The sequence below is a fragment of the Streptomyces sp. NPDC087901 genome (assembly GCF_044742205.1).
GTDB lineage: Bacteria > Actinomycetota > Actinomycetes > Streptomycetales > Streptomycetaceae > Streptomyces.
In genome coordinates, this window is record NZ_JBIUUC010000007.1 from 157,512 (window position 1) to 175,179 (window position 17,668).

The 17,668-nt window shown below is 70.8% G+C and carries 12 protein-coding genes and 1 tRNA gene; 3 read left to right on the top strand and 10 right to left on the bottom strand.

Going from position 1 to position 17,668, the window contains the following annotated elements; all coding sequences use genetic code 11:
- The first annotated feature begins 147 nt into the window (after nucleotides 1-147).
- From ACIOEW_RS22770 to ACIOEW_RS22780, 3 genes are all read left to right on the top strand, one after another.
- Nucleotides 148-1,986, top strand: coding sequence for an MFS transporter (locus tag ACIOEW_RS22770; protein ID WP_401965422.1), 1,839 nt, complete (start codon nucleotides 148-150; stop codon nucleotides 1,984-1,986).
- 147 nt (nucleotides 1,987-2,133) lie between these two features.
- Nucleotides 2,134-3,012 (top strand): adhesin, encoded by an 879-nt coding sequence (locus ACIOEW_RS22775; protein WP_401965425.1) that lies wholly within the window; start codon nucleotides 2,134-2,136, stop codon nucleotides 3,010-3,012.
- A gap of 156 nt (nucleotides 3,013-3,168) precedes the next feature.
- Complete coding sequence (locus tag ACIOEW_RS22780) at nucleotides 3,169-3,393, top strand: hypothetical protein (RefSeq protein ID WP_350992331.1); 225 nt, start codon at nucleotides 3,169-3,171, stop codon at nucleotides 3,391-3,393.
- Here ACIOEW_RS22780 and ACIOEW_RS22785 read toward each other — a convergent pair.
- From ACIOEW_RS22785 to ACIOEW_RS22830, 10 genes are all read right to left on the bottom strand, one after another.
- Nucleotides 3,381-4,880 (bottom strand): glycosyltransferase family 39 protein, encoded by a 1,500-nt coding sequence (locus ACIOEW_RS22785; protein ID WP_401965427.1) that lies wholly within the window; start codon nucleotides 4,878-4,880, stop codon nucleotides 3,381-3,383. The two genes, ACIOEW_RS22780 and ACIOEW_RS22785, sit on opposite strands and share 13 nt — an antisense overlap.
- Before the next feature lie 321 nt (nucleotides 4,881-5,201).
- On the bottom strand, nucleotides 5,202-7,916 hold the full coding sequence (locus tag ACIOEW_RS22790) for an FG-GAP-like repeat-containing protein (RefSeq protein WP_401965430.1): 2,715 nt from the start codon (nucleotides 7,914-7,916) through the stop codon (nucleotides 5,202-5,204).
- A 539-nt stretch (nucleotides 7,917-8,455) separates the two neighbouring features.
- Nucleotides 8,456-12,187 (bottom strand): trypsin-like peptidase domain-containing protein, encoded by a 3,732-nt coding sequence (locus ACIOEW_RS22795; RefSeq protein WP_401965432.1) that lies wholly within the window; start codon nucleotides 12,185-12,187, stop codon nucleotides 8,456-8,458.
- Nucleotides 12,188-12,194: 7 nt separating this feature from the next.
- Nucleotides 12,195-12,500, bottom strand: coding sequence for a trypco2 family protein (locus ACIOEW_RS22800; RefSeq protein ID WP_362542293.1), 306 nt, complete (start codon nucleotides 12,498-12,500; stop codon nucleotides 12,195-12,197).
- 209 nt (nucleotides 12,501-12,709) lie between these two features.
- A complete protein-coding gene (locus ACIOEW_RS22805; RefSeq protein ID WP_401965435.1) occupies nucleotides 12,710-13,318 on the bottom strand; it encodes a hypothetical protein in 609 nt (202 codons plus the stop codon).
- A gap of 318 nt (nucleotides 13,319-13,636) precedes the next feature.
- Nucleotides 13,637-15,064 carry an FG-GAP repeat protein gene (locus ACIOEW_RS22810; protein WP_362542298.1) on the bottom strand — a complete coding sequence of 476 codons (1,428 nt, stop codon included), beginning with the start codon at nucleotides 15,062-15,064 and terminating at the stop codon, nucleotides 13,637-13,639.
- A gap of 148 nt (nucleotides 15,065-15,212) precedes the next feature.
- Entirely contained in the window at nucleotides 15,213-15,473 is a 261-nt protein-coding gene (locus tag ACIOEW_RS22815) for a cold shock domain-containing protein (protein WP_362542301.1), read from the bottom strand.
- Nucleotides 15,474-15,768: 295 nt separating this feature from the next.
- A tRNA-Arg gene (locus tag ACIOEW_RS22820) sits at nucleotides 15,769-15,841 on the bottom strand.
- A gap of 249 nt (nucleotides 15,842-16,090) precedes the next feature.
- Entirely contained in the window at nucleotides 16,091-16,798 is a 708-nt protein-coding gene (locus tag ACIOEW_RS22825) for a HEAT repeat domain-containing protein (RefSeq protein ID WP_401965439.1), read from the bottom strand.
- A gap of 62 nt (nucleotides 16,799-16,860) precedes the next feature.
- A complete protein-coding gene (locus ACIOEW_RS22830; protein ID WP_401965442.1) occupies nucleotides 16,861-17,484 on the bottom strand; it encodes a glyoxalase in 624 nt (207 codons plus the stop codon).
- Nucleotides 17,485-17,668: the final 184 nt, after the last annotated feature.

Consider the following 17,668-nt stretch of genomic DNA (forward strand, 5'->3'; position numbering starts at 1 on the left):
CGGGGTTATTCGGGGCGGCGACGAGAATGTGCGTGTTAGCGTCCCGGGGGCAACGCGTGGACCCTGGAACGCGTCTTCCCGCCCATGAGACCCGAGCAGGCAAGCCGGCGGTTCCAACGCGTCCGGGGAGGGACGGGGAGAGTCGCAGTGACCACTGCCGAGCCGACACGGGCGAAGCACAGCACGGCTTCCGCAGGCTCCACGGAGAGTCCGGGCGGGACAGGCGATCCGGGGGCGCCGCGTCGTTTCACCGACCGGTTCGGCCGGTTCGACCGGCTCAAGCAGCGATGTCTGAGCCACCCCGTGCTGCTGACGACCGCCGTGGCGGCGGCCGTCCACATCCTCTGGTTCCTCTTCTTCGCCAACAGCGGCGGTGACATCGCCGCTCAGGACGCCTGGGCCGAGTTCGTCGGCCGGCACCCCGGGACCGCGTACAACCTGGCCTGGTACGGGGGCATGCACCCCGTCTCGTACAGCGTCGTCTCGCCGTACCTGATGTCGCTGCTCGGTGTGCGTACGACGATGATGATCGTCGGTACGGTCTCGGCGGGGCTGACCTCGCTGATCCTGTACCGGGTGAAGGCGGTGCGCAATCCGCTGGCCTGCTCGATGGCGGGTGTCTTCGCGTATCTGTGCAACGCGCTGTCGGGCCGGGTGACGTTCGGGCTCGGCATGATGTTCGCGGTCGGAGCGGTGGCGGCGGTTTTCTGCTGGCCCCACCGCTGGCGGTACAAGCGCTGGGCGAAGGCGGCCGTCGCCGCGCCGCTCGCCGCGCTCGCGACGGCGGGCAGTCCGGTGGCCGGGCTCTTCCTCGGAGTGATCGCGGCCGCCCTGTTCCTGAACGGGCGGCGCCCCGGCGCGTACGCCCTGGGGCTGGCGCCGGTCGCGGTGGTGGCATTGTCCTCGTGGCTCTTCCCGTTCTCCGGTACGCAGCCGATGTCGATCGCGACGCTGTCGCTGCCGTTCCTCTTCGCCGGCCTTGTCTTCTTCCTGGTGCCGGGCGACTGGAGGACGGTGCGTACCGCGGCCGCCGTGTACGGCATCGGGACGCTGCTGACGTATGTGATCGACTCGCAGATCGGCTCGAACGTCTCGCGGATGGCGATGCTGTTCGCCGGGGTGGCGCTGCTTGCCGCGCTGCCGTACACCGTGCCCCGCTCCCGTAAGTGGTACGCGCTGGTCATCGCGTTCGCCGGGCTGAACTTCTGGATCGGCTTCAAGGGTGTCGACGACATCGTCAAGACCGCGCCCACCGCGTCGTGGGCGCGCGCGCTGGCGCCGCTGGTCGACCAGCTGCAGCAGATCGGGGCCGACCGGGGCCGGGTCGAGGTGGTCCCCGCGAGCAGCCACCGGGAGGCGGCCGCGATGCTGCCGTACGTCAATCTGGCCCGCGGCTGGAACCGGCAGGCCGACATGGAGCGCAACCCGCTCTTCTACGACGACACCCTGAACCCCGTCAACTACCGCCAGTGGCTCGACCGCTGGGCCGTGCACTACGTGGTGCTGCCCACGGGCGACCCGGACTCCAGCGGCGCCGTCCAGGAGGCCGAGCTGGTCGACAAGGGGCAGCCGTACCTCAAGGCGATCTGGTCCGACGAGAACTGGCGGCTCTTCGCGGTCGAAAGCCCCGTGCCGATGGCCGATCCGCCGGCAACGGTGGACGAGGCCGGCGCCGGGGAGCTGACGATCCATGTGAAGAAGGCGGGCCGGGTGCTGATCCGTATCCCGTACTCGCGCTGGCTCGCCGTCGTCGACGAGGACGGCAACGGCCTGGAGCGGCCGCAGGAGACCGAGGAGTCCAAGCAGCGTGCGGACGAGGACACCCCGAAGTCCTTCGTGAACACGAACGGCTGCCTGATCAAGGTGGAGGAGGACGAGCACGGCGACGAGTGGACGGAACTGCTCGCCCCCGGCCCCGGTGTGTACCGGCTCGGTGCTCCCTACCAGCTGTCGCCCGGGACTCCGTGCCCGGACGAACTGCGCTGACACCCGCCACCGGTCCCGGCACAGCGGTACGGGGACCGGCCGGGCCAATTCCGTACGAGCTCTCCCTGCGGGGACGCTGCACTGGCATGGTGTGCTGCCATGAGGTGCCAACAGTGCGGCGGCGAACGGCGTGGGGCGCTGCCCGGTATGAGCTGTCCCGACTGCGGCTCCGTGACGCGTGCGGGCAGCGGGGACGGTGCGTGGATCGCCCGGGAGACGCTCGCCGGCCGGATATCCACCCTTCCCGGGAGCCGTAAGGCCTGGCTGGCAGCGGGCGTGGTGGTGCTGACCGGCTTCCTCGTCACGGCGGTGTCGCTCATCGCGTCGGCGGGCGGCGAGACCCGCACCGGGGCGATCGGCCGTGCGGGCGCGGGCCCCGGAGACCGGGTGGGCGGCGCCCCGACCCGGATCAGCCCCTCGGACGCCGAACCTGCCACCACCGACCCCGCGTCCTCACCGGCCGCGAAGCCGTCGGAGTCCGGCAGCCGCCCGTCCGCACCGGCGCCCGCGCCCTCCTACCGCTACACGGCGTGGGCGGGCCCCGGCTGCTCGACGGGGGAGTACCGCGAGCACGGGCGCTTCGAGAACGGTGACGCGGGCTGGTACACGGTCGCCTCGGGCGGCTTCCACGGCGGCTCGTGCGACGGCCGGTTCAGCGCCGTCCCGATGTCCGGCAGCCCGGACGAGGACCGGGGCAACACGGCCACCTGGTCCTGGCACCTGGGGCCCGGCTTCCGTGAGTGCGCGCTGACCGTCTTCGTCCCGCGCTCGGGCCGTGACCGGGACGTCGCCGGGAACCCCACCGTCTACCGGGTGCTCTCCGACCCCGCGAACGCGGACTCCGCGTACACGGGCTTCGCCGTACGCCAGACCGTGCACCGGGGCAGCGCGGTCGACGTGAAGAGCTACCCGGTCAAGGGCGACACCTTCGCGGTCCAGCTGATCGACCGGGGCCGGGACTGGGGCAGTACGAAGCTGGTGGGTGCGCATCACGCGGCGGCGCAACTGAGGGCCGACTGCCGCTGAGGCGGCGTAAGCAGGGGGACGGATAACTTCCTCTCCGGGGCGGAGTCCGCGCGCCCCAAGTCCGGGGCGGGGCCACACGTCCCGAGCCCCGGGGGGAGCCGCAGGCCCCGACTCCCGACCGGATACGAGCAGATACGAGAGAAGGCAGGTGCGCCCATGCCGGCACCCTCAGGCTTCAGCTACGAGTCCCGCAACGACGGCACCGTCCTCATCACCCACCGCGACCGGAAGGCCACGACGCTGCGTGGCGACCGGGCGGCGAAGTTCGTGGCCGAGGTGGAGGCCGGGGACGCGCAGGCGGTGATGGCCCGCTGGACGGGCGCGTACAAGTTCGGCAATGAGCGCATGGCCCGCAACCACCCAAGGAATCAGGGTCGTTGACCGGCGCGGAGCGGTTCGGTGCCGCGGTCGGCCGTGGCGCACCCGCCGAGGTCGTGGCGGCGCTGGTACACCGTGACCTGGCGGCCGCGTGCGGTGGTCGCGGAGCAGCGGACGAAGTACGTCTTCAGGGCGTGCTGTTTGGCCCGGTCGCGATCCGTGGTGGCGGACGGGGCCCCCGGGTCACTGATGACGACGATCCGGCGTGCGGTCGCCGTCGCGGCGGCTATCTGTTCCGGACTGCCCTCCACGCCGCTCAAGGTGCCGGACTCCAGCGGGCCCCGGACCAGGGCCAGGTCTCTGGTCCCGGTGAACGCGGCAGGGGAGACGAGGGCGGTGTCACGACGCGCCGCGGGGATGTACAGCACCGCGTCACCCGCCTCGCGGACGGCGGCGACGCTCTCGGCCGTGGCCAGCACGTCGTCGACCCGGCTGTTCGCGCTGCGCAGTGACAACTGGAGGGGGAGCAGCCCGAGAAAGGCGAGAGCCATGACCGCGCCGATCGTCCGGCGAGGAGGCGTGCGCAGCCGGGACGCGAGCGCGTGGCAGGCTCCGCCGATGAGCAGGGCGAGCCCGATGTGGCTGAACAGGACGTAGCGGGTGAGGTAGACGGGGCGGGCCAGGGAGGCTGTGAGCAGCACGAGCGGGGGAAGCACGAGCAGGGGCAGGGCGACCGCGGTGAGCGGGAGTCGCGTGCCGTGGGGCATGCGGCGGCCCTCTCCCGACCGTATCGCCCATGCGCAGAGGGCACCCGCGGCCAGTGTGAGCAGGAGTACCGACAGCGTGCCCGGGCTGACGGGGCGGATCCAGGCCACCTGCTGCGACTGCGCCTCGCTCGCCACCACGAGGGGGAGCGTGCCGATCACGGCGCAGGACGCGGCGATGCCCCAGCGCGCCACGGCGGCGCGCGGAGGGCGGGCCAGGGCGATCGTCGCCGCATGGGCGCACAGCATCAGGAGCGAGAACCAGTTGAGCAGTGCCGCGACCAGCACGGTCACGCCGTAGGCCGCCCAGCGCCCCGTGCCCGGGCTGTCCACCGCCGTGACCAGTAGCAGGCAGGCCAGGGCCGAACACGCCGTCACCAGGGCGTAAGGGCGCCCCTCCTGTGCGAACTGCTGGACCGCGGGGATCAGGGCGAAGACCAGTCCGCCGGCGAGCCCCGCACAACGGCCGGCCAGTCGGGAACCCAGGAGGGTGATCAGGGCGGCGGCGCAGGCCATGGCCACGGCGGACGGCAGCCGCAGGGCGACGAGGCTGTCTCCCGCGAGGGCGAAGACCCCGTGCATGAACAGGTAGTAGAGGCCGTGTACGACGTCGATCCGGTCCAGCAGGTGCACTGTGTCGGGGACGCTCCGGTGGGCCGCCTCCCACGTCGCTGCTTCGTCGCGCCACATGCTGTTGTCGCGGGTGATGCCCCAGAGGCCGAGAAGAAGAGTGAGGGCGGCCGGCCCGACCGAGACCAACCCCACACCTCTTTGTGTCGTGGGCATGACAGTTTCAGGCATGACAGTTCCAGGCATGGCGAACCTCTGTCGGACGCGAAGGGGACCACCGGAATGCCGGGTGGTCGCCGGACGATCCCGATCACCTGAAACACGCTAGGCGGCAGGCTCGTTGAGGTCGTCACCTGCGATGGCGACCCCGGGGGTCCGCCGCAGGGACTACGGCGGAGGGCCCTTCGCCCGGCGGACGTAGTCCTCCCGGCAGGCGCCGCCATACGGGTGCCCGCCCTGCGGCCGGCCCGCCATGCGGAAGGGCCGGTACTCAGCGATTCCTGCTGAGTACCGGCCCCTCCGTTCCTGCCTGAGTCGCTACGGCGTCAGCGTCTGGCCCACGTGGGCCGCTGCCGGGGTGCCGAGGTTGGAGCGGCCGTAGTAGAGCGCGCTCTTGGGGGAGACCCCCGCACTGCCGCTGTCCAGCTGCAGGAAGACGCCGTCGCCGGCGTTCTCGCCGTCCGCGCCGATCGCCAGGTCCGCACGGCCGTAACCGGACAGGTCCTGGAGGAGGACGGAGGATCCGAGGCGGTCGCCGGATTCGGTGTCGCCCGAGATGTCGGCCGTGTCCTGGCTGTACGCGATCGAGCCGGTGCCGGAGATACCGGTGGAGGTGCCCTTGAAGAGGATCACCGTACCGGCGTCGACCTGGCTCACACCGCCGCGGGCGATGTCCTCGTTCGGGGCGCCGGCCAGAACGTCCGCGTAACCGTCGAGGTTGTAGTCGCCGACGGCGACGGAGGTGCCGAGGTCGTCCCCCGCCTCACCGGTGCCCGGCACATCGACGGAGTCCTGTCCGAGAGTGATCGCGCCGGTCGCGGTGAGACCGGTCGTGGTGCCCTTGAGCAGGGTGACGGTGCCGCCCTTGGCGGTCGTACCCGACTCGGTCGTGCCCGGCTGGCCGACGACCAGGTCGTCGATGCCGTCGCCTGTGACGTCGCCGACGGCGAGGGAGCGGCCGCCCTTCGCTGTGAGAATCCCGACGCGCTGCAGGCCGGTGGGCGAGCCCTTCAGCCACAGAATCCGGGAAATGCTTGTCGGGTCACGGAAGTTGACGACGGCGTCCGCGTAGCCGTCCCGGTTGAAGTCACCGGTGGCGACGGCCGCGTAGGAGACGGCCGCGGTGTAGGCGGAGGTGTTCAGGTATCCCGACGTGGCCGCGCCGGACTGGGAGTCGTACGACCACCAGCGGCCGGGCGTGCCGGGCGCGACCGAGAAGATGTCGGCCTTGCCGTCCGCGTTGAAGTCCCCGGTGGCGACGGAGGTGCCGAGCTTCTCTCCGGCGGCGCGGGTCGCGGTGGCGGTCCCGTACGACGTGCCGGTGGTGAGCGCGGGGCCGTACATCACGGAGATGAGGCCCGAGTCGGCGTGGCCGCTGGTGTCGTCCTCGCCAGGTGCGCCGACGACCAGGTCGCCGTATCCGTCGCCGTTGACATCGCCGTAGGCATTGGACGTGCCGAAGAGGTCGCCGGATTCATTGCTGCCGGGGACACCGGTGCTGTTCTGGTCGATGATCGTCCCGGCGGAGGCGACCGGGCCGTCGTCACCGCCCGGGACGACCGTGAGCGAACCGGTGTTGCTGCTCGTCTTCGGGGTGCCGGCGACCAGGTCGGTCACGCCGTCACCGTTGAAGTCCGTGCGAGTGAGGGCATGCGAGATGCCGGGAGTGGCAGCGAGGGTGCGGATCAGCGGCAGCTTGCCGTAGAGCGCATCGCCGGGGCAGAGCGTGGAGTTGGTGTCGCGGTGGCCGAAGACCCGGGGCAGCGTGATCGAGGCGCCCTCGGCGACCTTGTTGCCGTCCTGGCCGAGCGGTGAACCGGACACCAGAGTCACGCTGGAGGTCGGGCTGATGCCGTACATGCCGAACTTCCAGGCGACGACACGGGAGATGGCTTCCAGGCCGGCCCGCGTCGGCTTCAGCGTCATCGTGTTGCCGATGTACGAGATGCCGACCGTGTTGGTGTTGAAGCCGACGTCGTGGGCGCCGACCACCGGGAGGTCCATGCCGCCGCTGCGGCCCTCGAAGATCTGGCCACAGCGGTCGACGACGAAGTTGTAGCCGATGTCGTAGTAGCCACGAGCGAAGTGCTCCTGCTGGATGGTGCGCATCCGCGCCTTCGACTGGCTGCACGGGACACCGTTGTCCTGGTCCACGCCGGTGTGGTGGACGACGGCGGCCTTGATCTCCTCGCCGTACCCCGGTGTGCCGTCGTAGTCCGTGGAGGCACCCCACTCGGCCTGGGTGATGACCGGCGGCTTGACGACGGTCGAGGGGAGGGGGGCCGGGACGGTCGGAGACGGGGAGGCCGTCGCCGTCTCGCTGGGGGTGGTGCTGGGCGACGCGGTGCCGGTCGGCGAGGCCGTGTCGGTCGGGGACGCGGTGTCGGTCGGGGATGCGCTGTCCGTCGGGGACGCGCTGTCCGTCGGTGTGGCCGTGTCTGTGACGGCTTCCGACGGCGTCGGTGTGACGTCCTGCGCATACGCGGCGGGCTCTGCGGAGCTCTTCGGGTCGGTGCCCGGGTCGAGGAGCTTCACGTCCATGCCGGACGGGAGGGCGGCGGTGGAGTCGTCGGCGGCGACCACCCGCACCTCGACACCGTCCGATGGCCCGGTCCACACCGAGGCGGTGCCGCCGCGGGTGGCCGCGTCCGCGGCCTCCTTGCCGTCGGCGGAGAAGGGATCGTCCGGCAGGGCCTGCCAGCCCGACCACTCGCCGGTCCCGGCCTCCTGCGACCGGATCTGGGCAGTCCCCTTGAGCTTGGCCGCAGGGTCCGACCAGGTCAGCAGTACCGCGCTGAACTGAGCGGTGTCCTGCTTCGGCAGCCCCTTACGGCCGGCACCCTGCCCGGCGAGCTTGACCGTACGCACGGCTGCGGCCCGCTCCTTGTGGCCGTTCGCCGGTCCGTTGCCGGCCGGCCCGGCGACTGCGTAGGCCGTCGCCCCCGCCCCGGCCAGGACGACGGCGCCGACGGTCAGCCAGGCCCGTCTCTTCAGGCTCAGCGGTTTGTACGCGTGCTTTGTGCGCGGGCTCAATGCCCCACCCCATTGCTTCCGTTCGCGGTCACGTGAGCACCACAAGTTCATTTGACGGTCTGAATTACCCAGCGTCCGCAGGTCCCGGAGTGTCACACCAGAGGCCGGACCGGACGCGGCGGGGGTGTGATCCACCGCTTCGGCGAGTCGGCCCGTCCGGTCCGGTCCGGACCTCCCTGGAACAAAGGACAGCGCAGGGCCGGCCGCGTACGCGTAACTCGGCCCAGGAGCAGTGCAGTTCACGGCCTCGATCAGAGCGGTGCTGATACGGCGCCCGGATACGCGGAACTCGCGGGTTGGGTGGCAGTCGCCATGGGGGCGGTCGCGGGAGGGGGCACTTTCCTGGGGTCCCTCATCGACCAGATCCAGGCACTGTCCAGAAAGGTGACACCTGCTATTCGCTCTGTTCGTGCCGTACGCGACGAGATCAAGCGGAGCAGCAGCAAGTGATCAGTGGCCGCCCGCCTCACGCTCCCGGCCGTGAGGCGCGGCCATCATGCTGTGGGAGAACCGCCGGCCGCGTCACGGCCTCGTCGGGATCAACTGCTTTCGCCGGGGCTTGCCGCTGTTTGCGCTCGGTCCGCTGTTCCCGCTCGCCACGGCGCGGGAGCCAGCGGCGCACGGTCGTCGGACGATCCGGGGCGCGGTTCAGGGACCGCCGCCGGCCGTTGCCCGCGGATGGTGTCGGAACCGGGCAGCATCTGGGTGTCGATGAGATGGAGGGCCTCGGCCCTGCGTTCGTCGTCGGGCCATTCGGAAGCCCACCGGCGCAGGCGCTCGGCCAACTCCCTCGCCTCGGCCCCGGTGAACCGGCCGCTGAGGGCCATGGCACGGCAGCGAGCGACGATGGTGACCAGTGGGCGGTACACGGCGGCGTTCATGGAGAACGGCAGGGCGATCCAGCGCTGGATGCAGTCGTCCGCCCAAGCGGCCCCCACCCCGGTGCGGAATCCGATCGCGAGCTGGCACATGAGGACATCGAGGATGCCGTTCGGATTGCTCGCAGCCCCGCGCAGCTCGCTGTGGTCGAGACACAGTTCGACGGCCCGGAACCAGTCGCGTGTGCTCGCCCACGACGTGACATGGGGGCCCACCAGCGGGGCGGCCGCGGCCATACGCGGGACGACATCCTCGTGATCGGGGTTGGCATGGACCCAGGAGAGCAGCGCCCGGAAGATCTTGGGACTCATGATCCTCTTGCGCAACACCCACTTGCTCATGAACAGGAAGTCCGGCGTCGGCATCCGCGCGTCGAGCCACGCCTCTATGAACCCGGTCACTTCAGCGGGCACTTCGTCGATCGGAAGCCGTCTGAGCAGCGCTTCCAGCACGAACTCGGCCCCCGTGCCGGCGGCGTGGTCGCCGATGGCGAGCCAGGCGAGGGCGGCAGCGATGACTCTCCCGGTTTCACCCGGGGCGAGTTCCGCGCGGTCGAGCAGCGGATCGAGGACGAACTTCGCCTCCAGGGCCGTGGCGTGGCTGTCGGTGTCGAGCCAGGCGAGGGCCGTGGTGATGATTCGGCACGCCTCGTCGTGAGTGAGGTCGGGGCGCGAGAGGAGTGAGTTCAGGACGTACTGGGCGTCGAGGTGGGTGCCGCGGTCATCCGTTCCGAACCAGGCGAACGAGGCCGTGACGGCCTGCCGTACCTGGGGTGGTGTGAGGTCGGTGTGTTCGAGGAGCGGATCGAGTACGTAGCCGGCCTGGGCGGTGGTGATGTGGTCGTCGGTGTCGAGCCAGGCGAGCGCGGTGGTGACGGCTTGACGCGCGTCGTCCTCGGTGAGGTCGGTGCGGTCGAGCAGGGTGTTGAGGACGTACTGGGCGTCGATGTTCGACTTGTGGTTGTCCGTGTCGAGCCAGGCGAGCGCGGTGGTGACGGCCTGGCGCGCGTCGTCCTCGGTGAGGTCGGTGCGGTCGAGCAGCGGGCTGAGGACGAACTGGGCGTCCTGCTGGGCGATGCGGTCGTCGGGTTCGAGCCAGGCGAGCGCGGTGGTGATGGCCTGACGGGCGTCACCCGCACCGAGAATGTGCCGGGACAGCAGTGGCCGGAGCACGAACTTCGCCTGGTCCGTCTGCCCGTGGAACCTCAGCCACCCCAGTGCGGTGCGGCCCAGGCGCCGGGCACTGTCGTCCGGCAGATACCGCAGTCCTCGGTAGAGGAGGTGGCGGGCGTTGACATCGGTGCCGAAGTCGGCGAGCCAGGGACCGACGATCTGTTCCCAGCAGCGGACCGCGGCGGCGGACCAGGGCGATTCCGAGCAGACGGCGCCGAGGGCGTAGCTGCCGATGTTGGAGTTCTCGCGCATGATGCGGCCGATGGTTCCGGCATGGTCGACGAACCAGTCGTTCAGTACGGCGGTCACGGGGCCCGCGCGGTCGACCAGCGCCATGTCGTTGACGAGCCGGGTGACGTTGACCGCGAAGCGCCCGACGGTGCGGGGGCCGGTCAGGCAGCCGGCGAGCATGGCGTACGAGCCGGCCGCATCCGGGGCAGCGTCCCGCTCAGGCAGGAGAACGGACTCCATGAACTGGTCGGCCACGATGTCGTGGGCGACGGAGAGCACGCCTTCACTGTCGGTCTCCAGCCAGCCCAGCGACACGAGAGTGGTCACCACGGCCTCGGCGTCCGGTACGTCGGCCACCGCTTCCCCGTTCGCCATGGCCTCGGCGAGGGCCGCCCGGGCAGCGGCCATGACGGGGGTGCGGGGCTGGGGGCAGGCCGCCGCGGCCGCCGCGGCGGCCACCAGGACGTGGGAGGCGCGGGCAGGCGTGTAGATGCTCGTACGTCCGGGCACGGTCAGCTCGTCCTCGTGGAGTCGGCTGACCAGCCAGACCGGCAGCTCGCCGCCCTCTCGCAGCCCTGCCGTCTCGGGCAGGGACAGCTTCGCCTCGATCCGGTGCTCCATCTCCCGGGCGACCAGCAGGGCCACGATCGGGCGGCGCCCACAGATCGCCAGCATGCGGTCCATACCCAGGCGGCGGATGGCCGTCGGTGCCAGGGTCGTCAGAGCGTTGGTCGCCACCAGCTGTTGGAAGTCGTCGTCCTGCCGCAGTTCCACCTCCTCGAACAGCTCATGCAGCAAAGGGCTGTTGGACTTCTTCAGCCTCAGCCAGCCCGGGCGCACGGAGGCGAGCAGCGCCACATGGACATGGCGGCGGCGGGCCTCGGGCAGCAGCTGGCGCCGCAGGGCGGTCAGGTCGAGCTGTGCCTCGTTCAGATAGTCGACGACGACCAGGACGGGGGTCGGCTCCGCGAACACTTCCTGAGCGATCTTCGCGGTCACCGACTCCTCTTCGCCGGGGACCACGTGCAGGACCCGCCAGCACGCCTCCAGGGCGAGCCGGCCCACTTCCAGACAGGTCCGGGTCTTGCCGGTGCCTGCGGCGCCCACCAGGAGCACGCCGGTGTCCCGCGCGTTGACCAAGCGCACGAACAGATTCTCGGGCTCGGCCGGATGCTCGCTGCCCGGCGAGACGAAGGCGAGCCGGTCCGGTGTGAGGTTCTTCTTGAAGTCCGGTAAGCCGTCGATGAGTTCGCCCTGCGAGATGACCGCGCGCAGCGGCCCCTGTTCGTCCTCGTGCGGCAGGCTGACCGGTACCGTCCAGGACGGCACGCCGTGGCGGGCGAGCGCGGCGCAGAACTCCGGGTCGGCCAGCGCTGTGGCGATCGGCTCGGCCTCTGCGCTGTTGGTGCCCGCCGCGGGCAGGCGCTGCGCCTGCACTGCGATCAGCGTCCCGCTGTCCTCGGCGAACAAGGCGGCGCCGGACATGCCGAGCCAGGGGTCCGGCATGCCTCGCGCCGGTTCGCGGGGTGGGGTGGTGGTGAACGTGAGATCCAGCAGTCCGGACTTCATGTTCGAGCCGAGCTGGACGAATCCGGTGACCTGTTTGCTCTCACGTCGTCGCAACCCCTCCCGGCCCTCCGCCTCGGGCCGCAGAGCGAAGGCGGGGAACCCGACCGAGGCGAACGGGACGCTGCCCGCACCGTCCGGCAGCCGCCCGAAGACGGCGGCCGGAACCCGGTCCGGCACAGGCTCGTCGAGGTGGAGCAGCGCAAGATCCTGCGTCGGGCTCCGCCACAGCCGCGTGGCGGGGTACTGGTCGTCACGTCCCCCGAGGAGGACGGAGCAGACGACGTCCTCCGCCTCGTCGCCGACAAGGTGGTCCGCTGTGAGAACGAGACGGGACGCGATGCGGTAACCGGACCCGTACTCGGCCTTGTCGCTGCGTCTGACCAGGACCTCGGCCACCCGGGCCTTGTCGACAGGACTCATTCAGCGCTCAGTTCGTCGCCAGGAGACCCGAAACATCGTCACTGGTCCGGACCAGCTCGCCCGTGTCCGTCTCAGCTGTCAGGCTGATCTTGACCGTGTGGGTCTGCGCCGACTTCGCACTGCCCTTGCCGCCGAGCGAGACCACCCAGAACCGCACTCCCGCGCTGGCCTCGGCGGACTTCTCCACGGCGACCTGGAGCTCAAGGTCAATGGAGTCGATACGGAACTTGACGTCCTGGCTGTGCGCTTCGAGCCGCGCGCGGTTGATCTCCGACCGCAGGGATGCGAGCAGGTCGGCGAGTTCGATGTCCATGGGGCCCCCGAGACGAACGAGCGGAAGACGAAGTGTTGCAGAAAGCCGGTGTGGTGTCCCCGGCTTGTGCGATCCGTTCCGTTCCGGTCCGGCTCCCGTTCGATCCGCTCGCTGCGGCGGAGAACCCCTGAGATTCGGCCGCGTGCCGAAGCCAACGAGGACGGAACCGTGCCCCACCGCAGACGTGTTGTGGGTGAATGACGGCAGGGTCATGCCGCCTGGAGGATTTCGCAGGAGCAGTGGCGGAATTCCAGGCCGAGTTCGCGGTCCACGGCTGCGCTCGAACGCGTGGCGGCTTCGGCGACCTTCTCCCAGGAGCCGTACTTCATGTAGAGCTGGTCCGCTGTCGGGCCGAGCGGGTTGCCGTACTTCTTCTGGTTGCGTGCCTCCAGCTCCGCGACCTGTTCCGGGGTCATGCCGGCGCGGACGACGTCCTTGGCGTCGTTGCGCATCTGGACCAGAGTGCGGGCGATGTCCTCCTCCGAGCGCCCTTCTGCGCGCATGGCGCACTCCGTGCGTTCCATGTCCTCAAGAAGGTCGTGGTAGCGCATCCGCTGGTCGCGGGCGGTCTCGCGCTCCGCCGGAGTCTCGCTACGGATCAGGCACACGACCGGCTCCGGGCTGGTGCAGTCGCCGTGGTCCGGGGCCGCCTGGGAGACAGGGGCGACGACGACCGAACCGCAGCCGGCGAACGCCCGGCACGGCTGCGCCACGTGCGCGGCGGCGGAGGCGGACTGAAGGGGAAGGAGGACGGCTTGGGCGACCAGCAACGTGGGAACCACGCGGCGGGCCAGCGAACGCACACTGATCAGTGACATGCGCTCATCGTTCGGCAGGCCACGACGAGACCGAGGCATGGCGAGGCCGAAGTACTCCTGGCGGGCGGCCGACTCCACTCCGCCGAGTGAAGCGAGGACCAGCGACCCCGGGGGAGATGCGCTGCCACGGCGCAACCCGTCCGGAACCGCGGACCTCCGGCACGGCACCGCAAGGGCGCGGTGCCGATCGGAGCCGCGGACCTCCGGCACGGCACCGCAAGGGCGCGGTGCCGATCGGAGCCGCGGACCTCCGGCACGGCACCGCAAGGGCACGGTGCCGACCGGTGGACAGGGGGGCGGGGGACCGACTCGTCCCGTTCAGATGACTCCGAGGAGTCCGTTGCCGCCGAGGAGGGTGCTGTCCTTCTGCGGGAAGCCGACGGACGAGGCGGTGATCATGATGCTGCCCTTGCCGGTGGGCCCGACGGCGGCGCCCGGGAGGACCCAGACGGCGCCGGTGGCGTTGTTCTCCTCTGCGGCGCTGACGAAGAGTTCCGGCCTGCCGTCCTTGTTGATGTCGCCGACGGCCACGGTGGTGCCGAACGAGTCATCGGCCTCGTCGGCTCCGGGGATGCCGGCGGAGTCCTGGGTGAAGGCGTAGGCGCCGCCGCCCAGGGCCCCGGTGCGGCGGCCGGGGATGACCGTCACCTGCCCGGCGTTCCGCTGGAGCGTGTCCTCCTGCGGCGCGCCGACCACGATGTCCGCCAGCCCGTCACGGTTCAGGTCGGCCACCGCGAGGGCGCCGCCGAAGTTGTCCCCCTTCTCGCTCGCACCGGGAACACCTGAGGTGTTCTGGGTCAGCTGCACCGGCTTTCCGTCCCGCGCGATGCCGTGCGCCGAGCCGTACCAGAGGAGCACCCGGCCCCCGAGCGCACCGTTGGCTCCGGCGTTGTCCGGCTCGTCCGGGTCTCCGACCACGAGATCGGCGTACCCGTCGCCGTTGACGTCCCCGGTGGCCGCGATCAGGCCGTTGCCCGTCTGCTGCGCGCCGCCGTAGGCAGGGTCGACGTACACCTCGCCGCCGCTCAGCCCGCTCATCCGGACGGTGACGGCCACCTCGTCCGGGGAGCCGTCGTGGCCGAAATCGCCCAGCGCGACGCTTCCCACGGAAGCGGTGTCCCGGTTCTCCACGGCCTGGCCGTAGGTGCCGCTGCGGCTGAAGGGCCCGGTGAAGCGCATCGCCCCCTCGTACCCGGCGACGAGCACCTCGGTCTTCGCGCCGGGGCCGGTGCTGAGCGCTGCGACGTCGAGGCCGTAGTACCTGCCGACCGTGGTCGCCGGCAGGTACGTGCCGGCTGTCAGCCCCTTCGTGCCGCCCCACAGGACCGTCACCGTGCCGGCGTCCTGGCCCTGCGTGGTGTCCTCGTACGGGGCGGAGACCACCAGGTCCGCATAGCCGTCCCGGTTCAGGTCCGCCGTCGCGGACGCGGCACCGAAGCCGTCGTTCGCCTCGGCCGCACCCGGTACCCCCGCGGTGTTCTGCGTGATGGTCGCCCGCCGGGACGTCGACAGCCCCGACTTCGATCCGTAGAGCACGACCACGGCACCGGCTCCCTGCTTACCGGCCACGGTCGCCCCGGGCGCGGGCAGCACGGCGTCGCGGTACCCGTCACCGTTGAAGTCACCAGGCACCGCCCCGTGCACGGCCGCCGCAGGCGTCGCCGACAGCAGCGGAGCGCCCAAGACGACGGCGACCAGAAGCGCCCCTGTTCTCCAACCGCCTGGCAGGCCCTGTCTGTTCAGCATGATCGGGATCCCCTCCCCCTCGACGCACCTGGCGTGCGCCGCAGTGAGGGCATCGTACGAGGAGCCACGATGGGCTGCCCCGGGCGGCCGTACCGGTGCCGAAGCCGCCCGCTGACCTACGGACTACGTGGCCTGTCGGCCGTGGATGTCAGACGGGGCGGGGAGCGATGCTCACCGCCCGGTAGTCGTATCCGTCCTGCTTGAAGCCGGGTGCTTCCCAGGTGAGATCGACCTGTTGCCCTGGTGACAGTGTGCGAAAGCCGGGCGCCTGAATGTCGGCGTAGTGGCCGAAGCACCCTCCGGGAGTCTCGGGCGAGTCGAGGACACCCCAACCCTCCTCGTCACTCCACTCACGCACGGTCGCAGTCACGACCGCGGCGACCTTACGGGTCGCTCTCTGACGACTCATTCAACTCTCCCCTCATCTCATGCTTTCCCCGTCGCTACACAGGATTTGAACCTGTGGCCTCATCCTTATCAGGTCGATCAATGGGCACCCTGTACTACCGCGGATCCTGACCCGCACTGCGCCAACCTGCGGTCTGAGGCCGACAGGGTTCGCCAAGGATCGGACGTGTTGGTGTCAGCTGCTGATGTCATCGCCGGACGGCGCTCTGGACGCGCTCTCGCTCGTCTCTTCTGCCCGTGATCGTGCAAAGGGCCAGTTCGAGAGGATCAAGCCTCCGAACTGGCCCTTGGTGCTGTGCCCTCGGCAGGATTCGAACCTGCGACACCCGCTTTAGGAGAGCGGTGCTCTATCCCCTGAGCTACGAAGGCGGGGATCCGTCGGAAAACGTGTCCGAAAGTCTGCCGGGACGGGCGGACGCTCAGGTTTGCTCAGCGACAGGTCGCGGCGGCGGCCCGTGAGGGCGCAGCCACCGCGGTCAGTGTAGCGGGTGGTGCCTGATCCGAGGGCGGGGAGATGTGCGTACCGGCTCGGGCCGCGAGCGTGTGGATGATCTTGGTGTGGGGGGTGGCTCGGGCCGAAGCGGGAGTGCCGGGCCTCGCTGTCCTGGCAGCAGGCCTTCAGGCGGCTTCGGCGGCTTCGGCGGCCAGGGCGGCCGCCCGTTCCGGATCCCCGCCGGCGCGGGCGAGCAGGGCGTCGGCGTTCCACGTCAACCCGTCGTGTCCGGCGGTGCTGAGCACCAGCGTCAGGTTCGTCTCGAAGCGCGACGTGTACAGCGCCCAGTCCGCCGCCGGCAGCAGGGCGTGGACCGCCTCCAGCAGGGCCCACGCCGCGGCGTCGCGCTGCTCCCTTGCGGCCGGGTCGCAGGCCTGGAGGGCTTCCTGGACACCGGGATCCGCCGGGTCGTACGAGCGCAGCGACGGCAGCAGTCGCGGATCGGCCAGTACCGCTGCCGCGTTGAACGTCTGCACGTATGCGGTCGGCTCTTCGAGCAGCGCGGCGAGCAGCGGAACAGCACGCGGATCCCGGCGTACGGCCAGACCGCGTACGGCCTCCTCGCGCGTCTCGGGGTCCTCGTCGTCGAGGCGGCGCCACAGGGCCGACCTGATGTCCGGTCCGTCCACCTCGGCCAGCTGCCCCAGCGCAAAGGTGGCCCGCTCGCGCACAAATGCCTCGCGGTCGCGGGTCAGCGGGATCAGGGCCGCCAGTGCGGGGTCGTCCGGCTGCCCGGACATGGCCGCGGGCAGCTCGCCCGCGGCCTCGGCGCGGAGGTCGGGGTCCCCATGGCCTGCCTGAGCGATGAGGGCAGCGATCCCGTCCGCGTTCATGCCCTCATTCTCCGGCAGTCCTGTTGGCTTCCGGGGCGGCGGACGGATTCCCCGGAACCGCATCAAGGCGCGGGCGTCAGCGACGCGGCCTCCCAGCCGAACCCGTCCGGGTCGGTGAATGCGCCGGTGCCGCCCACGAGCGCGAGCCGGTGTGCGCCGGTGCCGTCGACAGGCACGCCGACGTCCTTGGCGAGCGCGCGGCGCCCGTACAGGGCCAGCTTGACGGGGCTGCCCTGGGTGTCGAACTCGACGTACTTGCTGCCGAAACTCTTGGCCACGGTCAGCCCGCGCTCGACGTAGAAGCGCTTGCTGGCGGTCACGCTCGCAGTGCCCAGCAGGAGCACCATCTGGTCGATCTGCCCGGTGGCCGGGGCGGTGTCCTTCTTCGCCGATGTGGCGATCTTCCAGATCGTTCCGTCCGGGGCCTGTACGACGCCGCCGTAGCCCCAGAACGACTTGGTGGCGGGCTTCAGCGACGTGGCGCCGGCGTCGAGGGCGGCGTCGACGAGGCCGCGGACGTCGGCCGGCTGGGGCACCGTGAGCGACAGCGAGAACCCGCGGAATCCGCTGGTGGGCGCATCCGAGGAGCGCAGGCCTACCCGGGTGCCCAGGCCGAGGGCGGTGTAGAAGGTGTGGGCGGCCGCGGTGTCGGCCACCTCGAGGGTGAGGGCTTCGATGGAGGTCATGTGCTTCACGTTATTTGCGGGCCTGCCGCGGGTGCTTCTTGATTCCTGACCGGTTCGGCGACCGAGTCGCTGGGCCACCGGGCCGTTGGGCGACCGAGTCGCTGGGCCACCGGGCCGTTGGGCGACCGAGTCGCTGGGCCACCGGGCCGTTGGGCGACCGGGCAGTCGGGGTGCCCGGCAGTCG

Bases quoted from the DNA above. Each gene is read 5' to 3' on its own strand.
- ACIOEW_RS22775 (WP_401965425.1), top strand. From the start codon at position 2,134: ATGAGCTGTCCCGACTGCGGCTCCGTGACGCGTGCGGGCAGCGGGGAC.
- ACIOEW_RS22780 (WP_350992331.1), top strand. From the start codon at position 3,169: ATGCCGGCACCCTCAGGCTTCAGCTACGAGTCCCGCAACGACGGCACC.
- ACIOEW_RS22785 (WP_401965427.1), bottom strand. From the start codon at position 4,880: ATGCCCACGACACAAAGAGGTGTGGGGTTGGTCTCGGTCGGGCCGGCC.
- ACIOEW_RS22795 (WP_401965432.1), bottom strand. From the start codon at position 12,187: ATGAGTCCTGTCGACAAGGCCCGGGTGGCCGAGGTCCTGGTCAGACGC.
- ACIOEW_RS22800 (WP_362542293.1), bottom strand. From the start codon at position 12,500: ATGGACATCGAACTCGCCGACCTGCTCGCATCCCTGCGGTCGGAGATC.
- ACIOEW_RS22805 (WP_401965435.1), bottom strand. From the start codon at position 13,318: ATGTCACTGATCAGTGTGCGTTCGCTGGCCCGCCGCGTGGTTCCCACG.
- ACIOEW_RS22810 (WP_362542298.1), bottom strand. From the start codon at position 15,064: ATGCTGAACAGACAGGGCCTGCCAGGCGGTTGGAGAACAGGGGCGCTT.
- ACIOEW_RS22815 (WP_362542301.1), bottom strand. From the start codon at position 15,473: ATGAGTCGTCAGAGAGCGACCCGTAAGGTCGCCGCGGTCGTGACTGCG.
- ACIOEW_RS22825 (WP_401965439.1), bottom strand. From the start codon at position 16,798: ATGAACGCGGACGGGATCGCTGCCCTCATCGCTCAGGCAGGCCATGGG.
- ACIOEW_RS22830 (WP_401965442.1), bottom strand. From the start codon at position 17,484: ATGACCTCCATCGAAGCCCTCACCCTCGAGGTGGCCGACACCGCGGCC.